The 15354-nt window shown below is 59.2% G+C and carries 12 protein-coding genes and 2 pseudogenes; 6 read left to right on the top strand and 8 right to left on the bottom strand.

All coding sequences use genetic code 11. The annotated features are described in order from the left end of the window. Nucleotides 1–84: 84 nt before the first annotated feature. Genes AS156_RS25340 through AS156_RS25330 form a run of 3 tightly spaced genes read right to left on the bottom strand, consistent with a single transcriptional unit; the run spans nt 85 to nt 3676 of the window. On the bottom strand, nt 85–1089 hold the full coding sequence (locus AS156_RS25340) for a site-specific integrase (RefSeq protein WP_066510107.1): 1005 nt from the start codon (nt 1087–1089) through the stop codon (nt 85–87). Then, nucleotides 1086–2420 carry a tyrosine-type recombinase/integrase gene (locus AS156_RS25335; protein WP_245313059.1) on the bottom strand — a complete coding sequence of 445 codons (1335 nt, stop codon included), beginning with the start codon at nt 2418–2420 and terminating at the stop codon, nt 1086–1088. The genes AS156_RS25340 and AS156_RS25335 overlap by 4 nt, the downstream gene beginning before the upstream one ends. Before the next feature lie 26 nt (nt 2421–2446). After that, nucleotides 2447–3676: a site-specific integrase gene (locus tag AS156_RS25330; RefSeq protein WP_066510110.1), complete on the bottom strand. Its 1230-nt coding sequence runs from the start codon at nt 3674–3676 to the stop codon at nt 2447–2449. Between the two features lie 394 nt (nt 3677–4070). Between AS156_RS25330 and istA the strand changes: the two are divergent. The 3 genes and pseudogenes from istA to AS156_RS43015 all read left to right on the top strand — a co-directional run bounded on the left by istA (nt 4071) and on the right by AS156_RS43015 (nt 7138). Then, a pseudogene (istA, locus tag AS156_RS25325) lies at nt 4071–5854 on the top strand (IS21 family transposase). Beyond that, nucleotides 5832–6599 (top strand): IS21-like element helper ATPase IstB, encoded by a 768-nt coding sequence (gene istB, locus AS156_RS25320; protein WP_066510102.1) that lies wholly within the window; start codon nt 5832–5834, stop codon nt 6597–6599. Before istA ends, istB begins: the two are co-directional and overlap by 23 nt. 377 nt (nt 6600–6976) lie before the next feature. Continuing rightward, nucleotides 6977–7138, top strand: a complete 162-nt coding sequence (locus tag AS156_RS43015; protein ID WP_160331139.1) for a hypothetical protein — start codon at nt 6977–6979, stop codon at nt 7136–7138. A 233-nt stretch (nt 7139–7371) separates the two neighbouring features. On the opposite strand, the gene AS156_RS25315 is transcribed toward AS156_RS43015, so the two are convergent. The 4 genes and pseudogenes from AS156_RS25315 to AS156_RS25305 all read right to left on the bottom strand — a co-directional run bounded on the left by AS156_RS25315 (nt 7372) and on the right by AS156_RS25305 (nt 10117). After that, nucleotides 7372–7860, bottom strand: coding sequence for a hypothetical protein (locus tag AS156_RS25315; RefSeq protein WP_136626430.1), 489 nt, complete (start codon nt 7858–7860; stop codon nt 7372–7374). 288 nt (nt 7861–8148) lie between these two features. Beyond that, nucleotides 8149–8433: pseudogene (locus AS156_RS41135) on the bottom strand (IS66 family transposase); the annotation flags it as partial. A gap of 43 nt (nt 8434–8476) precedes the next feature. Continuing rightward, the gene (gene tnpA, locus AS156_RS41130; protein ID WP_082747722.1) at nt 8477–8827 is read right to left on the bottom strand and encodes an IS66-like element accessory protein TnpA; all 351 of its coding nucleotides are present in this window, start codon (nt 8825–8827) and stop codon (nt 8477–8479) included. A gap of 177 nt (nt 8828–9004) precedes the next feature. After that, nucleotides 9005–10117 carry a hypothetical protein gene (locus AS156_RS25305; RefSeq protein WP_136626429.1) on the bottom strand — a complete coding sequence of 371 codons (1113 nt, stop codon included), beginning with the start codon at nt 10115–10117 and terminating at the stop codon, nt 9005–9007. Nucleotides 10118–10163: 46 nt separating this feature from the next. On the opposite strand from AS156_RS25305, the gene AS156_RS41125 reads away from it, so the two are divergent. From AS156_RS41125 to murJ, 3 genes are all read left to right on the top strand, one after another. Next, complete coding sequence (locus AS156_RS41125; protein ID WP_136626428.1) at nt 10164–10466, top strand: hypothetical protein; 303 nt, start codon at nt 10164–10166, stop codon at nt 10464–10466. Nucleotides 10467–11861: 1395 nt separating this feature from the next. Further along, entirely contained in the window at nt 11862–12995 is a 1134-nt protein-coding gene (locus AS156_RS25295; RefSeq protein ID WP_066510091.1) for a glycosyltransferase, read from the top strand. 117 nt (nt 12996–13112) lie between these two features. Next, nucleotides 13113–14441 (top strand): murein biosynthesis integral membrane protein MurJ, encoded by a 1329-nt coding sequence (murJ, locus tag AS156_RS25290; protein ID WP_160331138.1) that lies wholly within the window; start codon nt 13113–13115, stop codon nt 14439–14441. A gap of 214 nt (nt 14442–14655) precedes the next feature. Here the strand turns inward: murJ and tnpC are convergent. Then, a partial coding sequence (gene tnpC / locus AS156_RS25285; protein ID WP_136626368.1) for an IS66 family transposase occupies nt 14656–15354 on the bottom strand: 699 nt, incomplete at its 5' end.

Genomic DNA, 15354 nt, shown 5'->3' with positions numbered 1-15354 from the left:
TAATCGCGAGGTGGCGGTAATGTGAAGGAACGCCGCCGGATGCGGGATTGATACTGTTTTTGATTGACGTTCCTTCGCATTATTTCAGAGCGTGTCGAGCCAGGCGAGCAGGCTCGTATCCCGCTTCCACGACGGGGGATGTCGTGCCGATTGCGGAGCACTGACCTGTTCCAGCGCCTTTCGCTTCGTTTCCAGATTGGCCCTGGCATAGTGATTGGTGGTGTCGAGGCTCACATGACCAAGCCAGCTACGGATAACAGTGACGTCGACACCCGCCGAGACGAGGTGTACGGCGGTGGCGTGTCGGAAGCTGTGCGGCGTCACATGCTTAGTCCGCAACGTTGGCGTGGTTTCGGCCGCCGCCTTCACATAGGCCGCAAGCTTGAACCGAACGCCGGATGCGCTGAGCGGCTCGCCATAGCGGTTGACGAACAGCCGCTGGTCCGATGCACGCGGCTGTCGCTCCAGCAGCTTTTTCAGCAACAGCACGGTTTCCGGCCAGAGTGGGCAGATGCGTTCCTTGCGGCCCTTGCCGGTAAGACGAACGCAACTTGGGCTATCGAACCGGATCGCCCTGGGACACAGATCGAGAGCCTCCTGTATCCGTGCCCCGCTGTTGTAGAGGAACGAGAGCAGTGCATGATCGCGTATGCCTTCGAGTGTGGAGCGGTTTGGCTGGGCAAGGATCGCTGCTACCTCCGCTGGGTCCAGATAACAGGGTTCCGACACCGGCGCCCGCTTGACTGGGATGTGAAGGATTTCCACGCACTGAGCGATCGATGCGGGATCCTTGGTTGCGACGAAGTTGAAGAAGCTGCGGATCGCGGCAAGCCTGCAGTTGCGCGTGCCGATCGTACCGCCGCGGTCGTGCTCGGCGTGACCGAGGAAGGCAGCCACCCCGCCGGCAGTCAGATCGGCCAGTGTGATCACCGCCACCTTCTTTTCCGCGCGTTGTGCGGCGAACCGCAGGAACAGCCGCCAGGTGTCACGATAGGACCGGACCGTGTGGACCGATGCATTGCGTTGCTCGACGAGCCATTCGTGGAAGAACGCACGCATCAAATCCGGGAACGCGTTCGCCTTGTTCATGGCCGCACCTCCTGCCCCAGATCGAGGCATGGCGCGCCTACGGCCCTGAACCGCTCGTTCGCAAGATGCAGCAGGTCTTGTGTAACGGTGATGTAGATGAGGGTGGAGTGGATATCCTTATGGCCAAGATATGTCGCGAGGAAGGGCAGCCGGTCTTGCGGATTGATACCCGAGCGGTACCATTCGAGGATACGGTGCACGACCATCGAGTGGCGCAGGTCATGAAGACGGGGACCCATTCGCCCTTCTGGCGGCTTTAGCCCGGCTCGGCGGATCACGTCGACGAGCAACAAGGCGATGACCTGCTTTGTATAGCGGGCGTTGCGCCCCTCGTGCCAGAGCAGGGCGGAGTGCGGATCCTGCGGTGCACCGGCCTGCTGCCGCGCATCGAGATAAGCCCGAAGCTCGGCGATCACGCTGTCAGACAACGGCAGGATCCTCGTCTTGTAGAACTTGGTCTGCCGGATCGTGATTGTGCCGACGCGGAAGTCAACGTCACCAAGATCGAGACGGGCAAGCTCGCCACGACGAAGCCCCGCGCAATAGGCCAGCAGAAGCATGGCACGAATGCTCGCCGCACGCAGCGGAGCCCGTTGCGAAGGATAGGAACGAGCAATATCGAGCATCTGCCGTATGTCGGTCGGCGTATAGATGTAAGGCTTGCGCCACTGCTTCGCTAATTCCTTCTGCGGTCGCGGGTCCGGGCGGCGCGGCGGGAGCGACGGATTCTTATGGCGCAGGACCCTCGCAAGGATCCGCTCCAGTTTCTCACATTCCGCAGCGTGATTGAGTGTCGTTTTTGCCTTCTTCCAATGCTCCAGCATCACCTCGATCGGTTCATCCTGCAACGCAGGATTCAACTGCAGGAACCGATCGAACCGCAAGAACCATGCGGGCTGCGAGGTGTATTTGTATCCTCTGTTGCGCATCAGCGCGACGTGCTCGGCCATGATCCCGCCCAGCGTGCTGCCGAACGGCTTGGGCTGGCGTAGTTCGGCAAGGGCCTGTTCGGGGTCATGCGACGCCAGTGCGCGCCAGACCGGCCGACATCGCTTGATATTGCATGCCTCGCACAAGGCGGTGACGGGATTGCGCTCGATCGCTCCGATGTTCAGAAGGTGATCGAGGAACCGATCGATGATGCGGGTGCGGTTCAGCAGCGTCGTCGCCATCCAATGGTCCGACAATGTCTGCAGCCAGGCCACCAGAACATCCTTGCCGAGCTCGGCATGGCATTCAGCGACGTCCTGGAAGCTGTTCAGCACCTGCCTGTAAGAGGCGCAGCTGTCGGGGTGTCGCAGGCTAAGGCCTGCCAGATAGCGCGCGATCAACTGCCGTTCGGGATCGGGCCATGTTGTCATGACAGCACCTCCGCTCCCGGCACGTCGAGTGCGATGGTCCTGAGGTCCTCGGTGGCAAGCTTGAGATAGGGCACCGTGGACTCCGCCGACCGGTGCCCGAGCAGATCACCGATGACCTTCTGCGGGACCGATGCGCGCAACATTTCAACCGCGCGTGCATGTCGGAAGACATGGGCACCGCTCTTGCCCGGCAGCTTGATACCGGCCTGGCGCAGTCGGCGCCGTACCATCTTGTCCAACATCCTGAGCTTGCGATAGGGTGCACGCGCGCGGATGAAGATTTCCCGGACGTCGATCGCCGGCCGCCCCGCACGTAAATAAGCAAGCACTGCTTCGCCGACCGGCTCCATCAGGGGCAGGAAGGAACAGGCCTTGGTCTTGGTGTGCCGGATGCGGATCGATTCCGCCCGCCAGTTGATGTCATCAAGCCGCAGGTTGCAGATTTCACTCGACCTCAGGCCATAGGTCGCGAGCAGTTGCAGAATCGCATGGTCCCTCAACCCCCTCAGTGTCCTGTCTTTTCCCGCAGCCTTCAGGACGGCGGCAACTTGATCTCGCTCCAGAATCGAGGGCACCCCCTCATAGGCGTAGATCAGCGGACCGATGACATGCGGCGACAGGTCGATCGCGGTACGGCCGACCCGGTGCAGATGCCGCAACAAAGAGCGCAAGCGGTTCGCGACGGCGCTCAACGATTTGCGTGTCAGCTTCGGCGCGCGCATGTCCATATAGCGGTCGATGTCGTCGACCCTCAGGCTCGTCAGGCTATTGTCACCGTTCCGCCTGAACTGCCAGGTCAGGAAGTGCCGGGCCTCCCAGATCAAAGCCTCGATGCTGGCGGGGGCGAGGCCTCGCGCCTCACGAAGCCAGATCTCGTATTCGTCGCAGATCGCAAATCGCTCGGCTTCGGCGGCGCAGGCCGCTTTCGGAGGGGGTGGCCACTGGCCCTGCACAAGCCCCAGCAGCGCGTGGATTCCGGCGCGCGGGATCGGGTGCTGGTGTGGCCCTGATCGACCATGGCGTTTGCGCAACATCCCACTCGCATGGCTTATGTATGTCGGCACCAGCGCCTCGGTCACGTTCTCAACCTGGATTTCCCGCCGTTCGAGATAATCGAGGAATCTGCGCGCGCACCCGCAATAGTTACTGATCGTCCTCGGGTGATAGCGCTGGCCGGCCAGTACGGCCTTGAGCTCGGCGATCAGGTCTTCATTGGATTTCAGCATCATCGACTCCTCTGCTGGTCAAATGACTGCAGAGGTCGCAGAGAAGTGAAATAATGCGGAGCAAAGCCGGTACCGAATCAGCAGAAATCCTCGATATCCTCGTGTCGAACCGGCGTTCCTTCACATTACCGCCACCTCGCGATTAGCCGGCTAATGCTCACCTCTCCATTAACCGGCGAAGGCGGCCGGATGCTTCTGGGGATGCTCGCCTCGTCGGTCGCTCGAGGCGTAATAGACCGCCGTCGGCGGCTCTGGCCCGGCGAAGCGCCGGTCATCCCGCACATAGGCCCCGTGGGTCGGTCAAAATCCCCCGGGTGTGGTCACTTGAAATTCCCCCACCTGATGATCGTCGTCAGCGGCGCTGAACAGCGGTAGCCGGTGAGGCAGGACGTTTATTTTCGGTCCCTTTAGCCAGCAAGGGGACTGGGGAGTTGAACGTCTTGAAGCCACACCTGCGAAGCACGGTATTTACGCTCCTCGATCGCAACGCCGGCCAGCGCGAGATCCACAGGCTGACGGGGGTCGATCGAAGACGATCCGGCGTTACCGGGCGCTGTGGTCTGGTGTGGAGGCAAATTCCCCGGGGAAGTGACCACCGGCCCGGAGAGTGTGGACGGGCAAATTCCTCCACCCCGACCACCGGCTTTTGAGGGGCCGGGTGTGACGGTCGCCGGTAGCCAGGCCCGCTCGGCCTGCGAACCGCATCGGGCATGGATCGAAGAACAGCTCCGCCTGAAGCGCAATGCGCAGGCGATTTACCAGGACCTGGTCGATCGGTTTGGCTTCCTTTCCAGCTACCAGAGCGTCAAGCGGTTCGTGCGCACGTTGCGGCACGGCGATCCCGAGCAGTTTGATCGGCTTGAGTTCCTCCCTGGCGAGGAGGCCCAGGTCGATTATGGCGAGGGCGCTCTGACGATTGATCCCAGGAGCGGCCGTTACCGTCGTCCCCGCCTGTTCGTAATGACGCTGCGCTACTCGCGGCGCAGCTTCCGGCGGGTGGTCTGGCAATCCGGCCAGCAAGTCTGGGCGCAGCTCCACGAAGAGGCGTTCCGGTATTTTGGCGGGGTCCCCAGCTATGTCGTGCTCGACAATTTGAAGGAGGGCGTCCTCAAGCCGGATTTGTACGAGCCCGAGCTCAACCCGATTTACAGCGCGATGCTGGCTCATTACGCCGTGGTCGCCGATCCCGCGCGGGTGGCAGATCCCAATCGGAAGGGATGTGTCGAGAATGCGATTCAACATACCCAGGGCACCGCGCTGGCTGGACGGCGCTTCGAGACGCTGGAAGCCCAGAACGAGTTTTTGAGGCACTGGGAGGAGACCTGGGCTTCCAAACGCATCCACGGCAGCACGCGCCGCCAGGTCGAGGCGATGTTCCAGGAGGAGAAGCCACACCTGCGGCCGTTGCCGGTGGCCGCCTTCCGCATCTTCACCGAGGTCGTTCGGACCGTCTGTGACGATACCACCGTGAGGGTCGACAGCAGCTATTACGCCGCGCGGCCCGCGTCGATCGGCAGCCAGGTCGTGGTGCGGATCTACGCCTCGACGATCGAGATCCGCGACCGCCACACCCAGGCGCTGCTGCGCGTTCATCCCCGGATGGCGCATCCCGGCTCCGTCGTGCTGCCGACCAGCGAGCGGCCGTTCAATCCGTCGCGGCAAACCGCTGCGCTGCTGGAGAGCGCTGGCCGCATCGGGCCGCAGACCAGGGCGCTATGCCAGCAGATGTTCGACACCGAGGGGCGCGTTGGACAGCGCGCGATGTGGGGCATTGTCGGGCTGAGCCGGAAGTATCCAGCACGGCTGGTCGAACAGGCCTGTGCGCACGCCATCGGCAACCGCATCTACCGTTACAAGCATGTGCGTGCGACTGTCCAACGGCTGTTTGAGCGGGCGCTCGAGCGGATTGACGCGGCGCCCGACACGGCGGCCTCGCTCACGCAGGATCATCCGCTGATCCGGACCCCGGCGGAATACGGCGATCTCTTCAGCCGCGCTGTGCGGCGCGATGCCGACGACAATGGCCGGCAGGCCGAGGCTTACGACGACCGCGCCCCTGTAACCCGCGCTCGTGTCACCTGCGCAACCCCGGCCAGCTCCGGCGCCACGAGCGCTCCTGCTGCGGCTTCTCACCTCAAACTGGAGACCCAACCACATGATGACCATGCCGGAAATTGAGCGCTGCCTGCGACAGCTGCGCCTTTCGGGCGTCCGCGACACGCTGCAGACGCGCGTGCTGCAGGCGCAGGGCACCAACCAACCCTTCCTCGAGACCTTCTCCTTGATCTTGCAGGACGAGATGGATCGTCGTCAGTCCCGCCTTATCGAGCGGCGGTACCAGCACTCCGGGCTCGACGAAAAGCTGACGCTTGCCGAGTTCGACTGGTCCTTCAATCCCAAATTGCCGCGCCAGACCTGCTTCCAGCTCCACACCCTGGCGTTCATTGCTGCCGGCGAGAACGCGCTGCTTGTCGGCAAACCTGGCACCGGGAAGTCCTACGTCGCCAAGGCGATTGCCTATCAGGCGATCCTGCAAAGCCACAAGGTCCAGTATCTCGAGACCGATGACTTCTTCCACCGCCACGCCCTGAGCCCAATCGCGCAGCGCGAGACCCGCTTGCGCACCATCATCGACTGCGATCTTCTCGTGTTGGACGATCTGTTCCTTGCACGCGCCATCCCTGACGATGGCGGCGCATTGCTGCAAACCATGATCCATCAGCGCTACAAACTGCGTCGCAGCATCATTGTCGCCTCCAATCGCGTCGTGCAGGACTGGGGGACATACCTGGGGGACAACACGATGAGCACGACGATCCTCGATCGCCTGATGCATCATTGCCATCTGCTTGAGTTCGACGGACGAAGCTATCGGCTCAAAGAGGCCGCTGAAACTCTTGCCCGGGAAACAAAGGCAAACTAACAATCACCATGTCCTGCCTCGGGGTGGAGGAATTTGACTGACCGCACCCGGAGGAATTTGAAGTGACCCGCGGGGTAGGTCCAGATCCGCTCGGTCGTGAACTCGTGAGCTTGTCCTTCGTCAGGATGCGGATGGTGGTGTCGTCGCCATGAAGGCGCTCGGCGGCGAGTATGTCAATTACAATATGCCGCGTTATCTAGCAATCTGCCAGCGGTTGATGCCGGGCTTCGAAGAACTCTCGCCTGATTGCAAGAGCATGGTCCTGTCGATCGGTTCAACCGCGACGCCAGCGGCTTCAACAAGCCATCAGCCTAACGCGCGGCACCGGCCGAAAAGCCGGCGCATCGGTTCAGCCTGCTCAAGCGAAAGAAGGTGCGATGAGCGAGGACGAGCGGGCTGGTTGCGCGACATTGCGCGCGATCGGCGGGCTGCATGCCGCGGTAGTCTCGCTCTCGCAGACCTGGCAGGCGATGGAGCAGAAAGCGTCAGAGGTCGAAAGGATCTCCATAAAAAGGGCGACGCGCTTCGCGCCGAGATGACGACGATGGGGGCGCAGCTCGTGACGGCGACCAAAGACTTCGCGGGCATGAAGCCGACCGTCCAGGCTGTCGAAAGTGAGGCAGTGCAGGCAATGGGCGTTCGCAATGCCTCGAGATGGATCTGGTACGTTGGAGTGTACTCGTGTTCTCGAGCGGCGGGATCGTCACGAACCTGGTCGAGATCCACTTCAAGACGCGGCCGAGGCTGCAATAGGCGCGCCGCGCTCTACCATTCAATCAGCTTTGGATAGCGCGTTGCATCCGAGGGAATACCTTTTTTGATTCTCGTTCGGATTGCTGTTGTCCGAGGCCGAGAACATGATCCCAACGCCGCGCCAGTGGGAGTAACGCCCTTTGCCGATGTGAATAATGTCCTCTTGACTGCTGTGCGCGGGTCCAAGCAGTTTGCCGTTCTCGCAAAGGATGATCGGCGAGCGCGTCGAATTGTCCGAGGAATCAGCGATTACATCCAGCTCGGGCAACCTGGCGATGTAGGCGTAGTATCCCGCGCCGGCGAACAGGCCATAAAGCCGCGGCACATACGTGGCTTTCAGATAAAGTATGAGGGGTAAATAGACGACCAACAGTGCTGCAAACCCAGCGAACACGCGCGTGTTCACTGAGAGTGCGGTCGCCTGCTCCCAAATCGTCTTCTTTGTGAGCTGAGTCAATCGCGCCTCTCTTCGGGGTGACAAAGCAATCGCGATGGCACTCTTGGTCACGCACGAATCCCGATTGCCTCTCGGCTATCAAACCATCATCCCACCTGAATTGGCCAAAAGCGCGTCGATCTTGTTACGATAGAAGATATGGTCTGTTCTGCAAAAAAAAAGGCGGTAACCCATTCTAAAGTGATAGGAATTATGACTCGAGAGCAATTGGCGGCAAATGTCCGTCCTGCGGGCCGCATAAGAATCTACGGTGAGAGCATGCCGGCGCGGTTCGATTCGCCTGGCACGTTTGATCCACTTTGCCTGAGGTCCTTCGCTGCTAGGATGAACTGCACCCTGTTTACCCGAGATCCGCGGCAAGGTCTGCTGCCAGAACTCGAAGAGATCTGCGACGATCGCCGCGGAGGCTTGCTGGCGCGCGGCAACGCGAGCGTCGGGGCTTTGACCGCGCACGGTTTTCTCGACCTGCCAGAGCTTTGCCATCCGCTCCACCGTCGTCGTTGCCGCTTTCGAGCTCCCTGCAACATGCAGCTCGTAGAACTTGCGCCTGCTGTGTGACCAGCAGCCAGCCAATGTGATGGCATCATCGCCGCGATCGGATCGCGCGAGCTTGTTATATCCGTGTAGCCGGTCGCCTGCCACACCCGCACGCCCGTCGGGATCGCGATCATCGGCGCTCCAGTCCGCGAGCAATTCGAACCACCGCCTCGACGTCCGCGCCGGGACCGAAGACCACGCGCAGCCCTCTTGGGCTCACGATTTCGATCTGGCCTGCCTCGACAGCTTCCGTCGTTGGGGGCGTGCTCGGCGCAACTATCGCAGGGACAAATGTCGGGCCGATCGAACCCTCTCCAGCCCGATGATTGGAGGCCAAAGCCTTGCGCCAATTCAGCAGAAGCTGACGTGAGATCCCATACCGGCGAGCGGTCGCCGAAACCAGTCGTGGCCCCGCGAATCTCTCCTCTACGATCCTCAGCTTCTCCGCACTCGTCCAGCGTCGCCGCCGACCGGTCTCCATCACCTCTATGCGGCTCAGCACCGCACTGTCCTATGCACATCCATAAGGACAGTCAGCTACGCAGCCGACCTTTTCACAAGGCGGCCTTGCTCGGAGCCCGCCGGATGCGTACGGTCTAACGGGGGCAGCAACTCCACAGGATCTCCGCCGGCTCAGCGAGCAACGAGGGTAAGAATCCTACTCGCGTCCAAATATCTCCCTAGGCGTGAGGTACCAGAGCAAGAATAGGAGCGCTCCGCCATGCGTCAGCAGCGCAGTAGATAGCGGTACATTCAAAAGCGCCTGTGTGAGGATCGCGCTGGATACCAAGACGAAGGAGGGGGGCAGGTCGGATGAGACGCGGTTGCCGCATGCAATGACCAGGCCGCAGATGAAGGCAGAGATCGGGGCGAGCACCAATCCCACCGACGCAATACCTTCCGTTGCAAATAGCGATCCATTGTAGGTTCCTCCGTCGGGGAAGAAGTGCTGCATCACGACCCCCAATTGTTCGTGATAACTACATCCGACGATACCTTTCAGAACCCTAATTTGGCAAAAGTAGGTGAGGTCATGCCTGCCGAAGAACTCATAGTACAAATCCATTGCGAGTGACGGTACGGCATTCATTCGGAAATTCACCGTGAAGAAATAGAGATTGGCAAACCGTGTGAAGGTGCCGTCTGCGCCGAAGAAGAATAAAAGAATTGTGCCGGTCGCCATTGGAAGCAAAACTGATAACACAGTTGTTACTCTGACGCCGGAAAATCTGGCAAGCACAGACATAAAGATCAGCCAAGCGGGTGCGAAAAATGTGAGCTTGGTAACGGAGACCGGATAGTAGCACAGCATTAGCAGCAAAATTCCACATGCTGGCCAATACGCATTGCGCTGAACACAGTACGCAAACAGGAACGGCAGTACCGAAGTCGACGTCAATACGATGAGATATCTCAGAATTGTGGGAAAGGAATCGACCCGAAGGCGGGAAGCATCAGTCGGAGACACGATCTTGAAGTTGTAGGTCGCGGCAATGACCACAGTCACAGCAGACAGCAAAAACAAAGCTGCCACAATTCGGTCGAACGTAACGATCGAGATGGATTTCGCTCGACTGAAGGGACCTGACACAAAAAGCGCCGGAAGAAGAAAGGCAATGATCGACGCTATAGCGGAGATTCGTGCCGCGCTATGATCGTAAGTCCGACTGGAAAAGAAACTGAACCATAGATAGCCGGCTATCATCGCCGCAAAATAGAAACCAATAAAATAGCCAAAGCTGAAGCGAGCAAAAACGAAGAACGCAAGCACGAGAGAGAATCCAGCAACCATAGCAGTTGCTGGGAGCAATTTGGCGGTGTTATACGTTACGTGGTATTCCACGTATATTCTGGAAACGCTGACGGAAGACCAGCAACAAACTACTAGCAAGACAATGATCAAGGCCGCCAGGATCCAAGGCGTGCGCTTATTTTCTTCCGTATTCATCCGTGCGGATAGTGGTGGCTTGGGTGAAGACATCGATTCTCGTGGAGGGTTGCAAGTCCTCATGATGTGGTGGACAGCGGGTCAGGCAGTGATTGTCGAATTAATGCCCGGCAGTTGGGGAACTGATCAGAATCATCTACTTGAATTGCTGGATATTTCAATGGCGCTTTAATGGGGCGCCTCTCTGGCCCGAAGTGGCGATTTCGCGCAGCGTTCATGGCAAATTTTCTGTCGCACGCGTCGCTCCAATGTGCGGCGCGACAAGGGCACAGAAACATGAGTTGGTCGTGGAACTTGTGCGATTGGTCTGAGTGTTTCGACTGTGAGTCAATCCGGTACGCTGGACGCTTTGTTCGTGGAGGGCATTTCAGTTCGGTCGCGTGTCCGATAGTTCGCACTTGGCGGTATCACGGCCCGCAATCGACGCACGTTAAGCAGCGTAGCAATAGCTATTCACCGCTCTGGCGCGCCGGGCGAAAGAGTGCGTTGGTGTGCGAACATCCGGCCGGTTGGTATCCTCTCGTGTCCTTCGTGAATAGACTTGCCGACATTGGGTGGCCGGTGGTCGAGAACGTCAAGAGCGAAAGAACGATACCCATATATGGTGGTTTAGTTGGGCGGCGTCCCCTACATTTGACCGCGTAACAACCAGCCAAGCTAGCGATCCCGCTAGTTCAGTCGCCGGTTTGTAATTAATCATCGCAAGAATGTAATATTCCTGAGAAGCGTGCCAGTGGTGTTCCAAGGATTCGCAGCGGGATTTCTTTCTTGCCGGCGACGTTGCCCGAGTGCCCTCTTCAATGTCGACCTTGGCAAGAAAAAGGGCACCGCGCCTGTGCCCAACACGCAGCTTCTCGGATCGGTCGGGATAGCGCCTAGTCAGATAGAACTCGTTATCACCATCACAGGCGTCGGCCGCAGGATGCCGGCGTACCGGGCCAGTTGCGCCTTGATGACAGCCCGGTTCAGTCATGCCAAGATCTTGATTAGATCGCAGCGACAGCCGCGGAAGGATCGCTCTCAAGGCTCCCCGTAAGAGCTGGGTTTGCATCCCACGACCTATTCCGTGTGGCCAGTGGCGACCGTGCTCTCCAGACGCTGCTCGAGATCGAGGGTATCGCCGTATCAAAGGTTCGAGGAGCGCGGCAGCGCCGCGGTGTCCACGTTCTGGTTAGCCTGCACCCGACAGCCCCCAAGCTCGATCTCGATCTTTATTTCGATCTTTCCGGCCCTGCGCGGGGCGCGTGAGGCGAAGACGCCGATTAGCGCGCGTACGTCTTTGCCGGAGGTGCCGGCGTACGCTCGCCGCCCATCCCTCACCTGCATTCGCCACATGACCTTAGGCGTAGACTCAAGGGTCAAACCCTCAGATGAGACGCCGAAATATGCAAGCCGGCCCCTCGCGAGCCATACCGAACAGCCACCTTCGCAGTGGGATGTCAAGCGACTGCACTACCGCTATTTCAATGTCGCCAAGCATAGAAACATGATAGGGAGCCGCAACAGCGGCAATACCGTGGCGGTCGCGAAACGCCAACAAATCGAGATGCTATGAGGGGACAAATACTTGAAAATAGTATTCCTAGAACGTTCGCTGGGACGCGGTGGAGCCCAACGGCAGCTCGTTGCCTTGGCGGCTGGGTTAGCGAATCGAGGCCACGACATTACGATGGCTCTTTTCTATAGGGAAGGCGAATTGATACGGGACGTACTAGCAAGCCGAGTTGAGCTGCGGTTCCTAGACAAGAGGAGCCGCTGGGATGCCTTCGGCGCCCTACGAAACGTAATGATGCTATTGAACGAGAAAGAACCACATATTCTCTGTACGTTCCTCCCGGTCCCAAACCTCGTCGCGGCCGGTAGCAAATTGCTCCGCCCACGGCAGCGCCTCGCTTGCGGCATACGGGCGTCCAATGTTGATCTCAAGCGCTACGATGGCTTGACTCGATTGAGCTATAAGCTGGACCCATTTGCTTTTGCGATAGCGGATCTTGTGATTTCAAACTCGCGTGTCGGCAAGAACATCGCGATGGCGAATGGCACAAATGAGAGAAAGATTCGGGTCATTCCCAACGGAATTGACATTGATCGATTTGAATACGAGCCGTTGGGGCGGCTGAAACTTCGAGAGCTATGGTGTGTCGCCGAGCATGAATTGCTGGTCGGAATCATCGGGCGTTTAGATCCGATGAAAGACCATCAGACTTTCATTCGGGCAGCTAGTCGAGTTGTCGCCGAGCGGCCAAATGTGCGTTTCGTGATAGTCGGCGATGACGGGCCAGTTTCGCGAGAAAGTCTTCTCCAACTCGCGAAGTCCTTAGGGGTCGATTACCAGCTGAGGTGGTCTCGGGGACGCGACGACATGGCCGCGACCTTAAGCGCATGCGACATTATTTGCTCGTCTTCTGCCTATGGTGAGGGATTCTCGAACACCCTTGCCGAGGCAATGGCGTGTGGACGGCGGTGTGTCGCTACGGATGTTGGAGATGCGAGGACTATTTTGGGACACATCGGCCATATCGTCACTCCGAGCAATGATGAGATGCTAGCAAATACGATCAACAAAGCGCTCGACGAGGTCCAACTGTCGGGGGCTTACAGCGTTGCTGCGCGGGATCATATTGTGCAGAATTTCTCGTTGCCGGTGATGGTGAGTGCGTTTGAAAGCGAGTTCATGAGGCTGTCCAGCGCCTCGCACTAGTTTGCCCAGACTCGAGCCGAGGCAGCAAAGCTTGACGATCTTTGTCGCCCCAATTTTGTTAAGGCTACGCCACGCATGCGGCCGCCGCAGCGATGTGAAATATCAAGGTGGCCCCTGATGCAATCGCTAAGCCATCGAATTCTATCGGCCGCGTTAGTGGTCGGTTCGTTGAACGCCGTTGTGATGCTGGTCAACATCGGAAGAGATCTCTCCCTTGCTTACCGGTTTGGTACGGGGGAAATCGTCGATGCGTTCCTGCTCGGCATGCTTATTCCGACCCTGGCGGTGCAGCTTATCGCGGGTTCGCTGAGCGTTGCTTTGATTCCCGAAATGCTGCGGCTATCCGGCGACAATGACCGCTCGGCAGTGGCCGAACTAACCGCCTCCATCGCCACGCTAACACTCGGTCTCCTCTTCTTGGTGACGATAGCCCTCATCGTTTGGCGTTCGAGTTTCATAGCCGTGTTGACATCTGGGTTCGATGCACACCGATCGGATCTGACGTCTTTTTTCTATCTCGGAATGCAACCCTCAATTATCATTCAAGGGTGGTCTCTCTTGGTTGGGGGCATGCTGAATGCGAAACGTCACTTCGCGGTCGTTGCCTTAGCGCCGATTCTTCGCCCTTTGGCCGTTTGCGCGACGCTTGTGCTCGATTGGGGGCACGACTACCCGCTCGTCTTGTTGACGGCATATCTTGTTGGCGCGATCGCAGAAGCGATCTGGGTCACATTGGCCGCGTTGCACTCCGGCATATCCATCAAGCCGCGGTGGGGTGGCCTGTCGGCTCCCCTTTGCAGACTATTGCGCGAGTTCGGCATGGCTGTAGCGGGAACCGGCTTGCTAAGTGGTGCGACATTGGCAAACCAGTATTTTGCAAGCCTTGCGGGTACGGGTGGAGTTGCGGCGTATAGCTACGGCGCGAAAGTGGCAAGCGTGTTTATCGGTGCGGGGGCGCTTCCTCTAGGCGTCGCTGTGCTTCCTCACTTTTCTGAACAAGTCCGCGAGAAGAATTGGACGGCATTTCGTTCCGCTCTGCTATTGTGGAGTTGGATTGTCGTCGCGGTCTCCGTTCCGGTGGTAGCGCTAATCTGTCTTTACTCGACCGAGTTGGTCCAGTTGCTATTTCAGCGCGGGGCGTTTAGCGCGGAAGATACGCAGAGAGTCGCCTCGGTGCAGCGATTTCTGGCGCTACAAATACCCTTCTTCCTGTGTGGGACCTTGTTCGTTCGTGCCTTGGCTTCGCTGCAGCACAACAAGCTTGTCGCCCTCGTTGCTGCCACGAACGCGGTCATTAATGTTACCGGCTGCATTTTGCTGGTTCAGGCCCATGGAGTGAGCGGGATTGCCCTCGCGGTGACACTCGCGTACGTCGTTGCAAGCAGCTTGGCTGGCTTTCTCGCGTTTGGCTTCATTCAACGCGCGATTCGCGCTGGGGCGAAATGAATGCTCTTTCGACGCTCGTTCCGTAGGTGAGCGCTCTTCGATGGAAGAGTATAGCCACGTGTTTCAATGATCCTGCATGAAGCGAGATGGAATTTGGCCAAGTCCAAGGTCGAACGAGTTGTTTGCGAAAACTTGTGACTAGTTCAATTCTCGTAGCCTTCATTTTCCGGAGCGGAAGGGCTCTGAGTAAGCATCCGGTGAGGACCGCGGTCACTCAGGCTGCCTGATTGACTTGCTTGTTTCGGTCTCGCCAATTCCAGGGCAGCAGTTCGTCAAGCCTTTGGGCTGGATGTGCAGCGATGCGGGCCAGGACGTCGGCGAGCCAGGCTTGTGGATCCACCTCGTTCATTTTGGCCGTGACGATCATGCTGTACATCACCGCGGCACGGTCACCACCGCGGTCGGAGCCGCAAAACAGCCAAGACTTCCGACCGAGGGCGATGCCGCGCAGGGCTCGTTCGGCGGCGTTGTTGGACAGGCAGATGCGGCCGTCGTCGAGGAAGCGGGTGAACGCGCCCCAGCGCTTGAGCATGTAGTCCATCGCCTTGGCGACATCATTGCGCCGTGAGAGCTTGGCGCGCTGCTCACGCATCCAGGCTTCCAGAGCGGCGACCAGCGGCGCGCTGAGCTCCTGGCGGACGGCCCGGCGCCGTTCGGGCGTTTCGCCGTTGATGCCCCGCTCGATCTCGAACAAGGCGTCGATCCGGCGGACTGCTTCCAGCGCCAGAGGCGAGATCACCGCCGGCTTTTTGCCCTGCACTTTGCGGCGCGCATTCTCGGCCAGATCAGCCATCACGAAGAACGGCCGTCGGGCATGGACCCAGCACGCGGCTTCCAGAATCGGACCTGCGTTGCGGCCCGGGTCGTAAAGCCTGCCATAGCCACCATAGGCATCGGCCTGGAAGATGCCGCT

It is taken from the genome of Bradyrhizobium macuxiense (assembly GCF_001542415.1).
Lineage (GTDB): Bacteria > Pseudomonadota > Alphaproteobacteria > Rhizobiales > Xanthobacteraceae > Bradyrhizobium > Bradyrhizobium macuxiense.
This window is presented reverse-complemented; position numbering and strand designations above follow the sequence as displayed.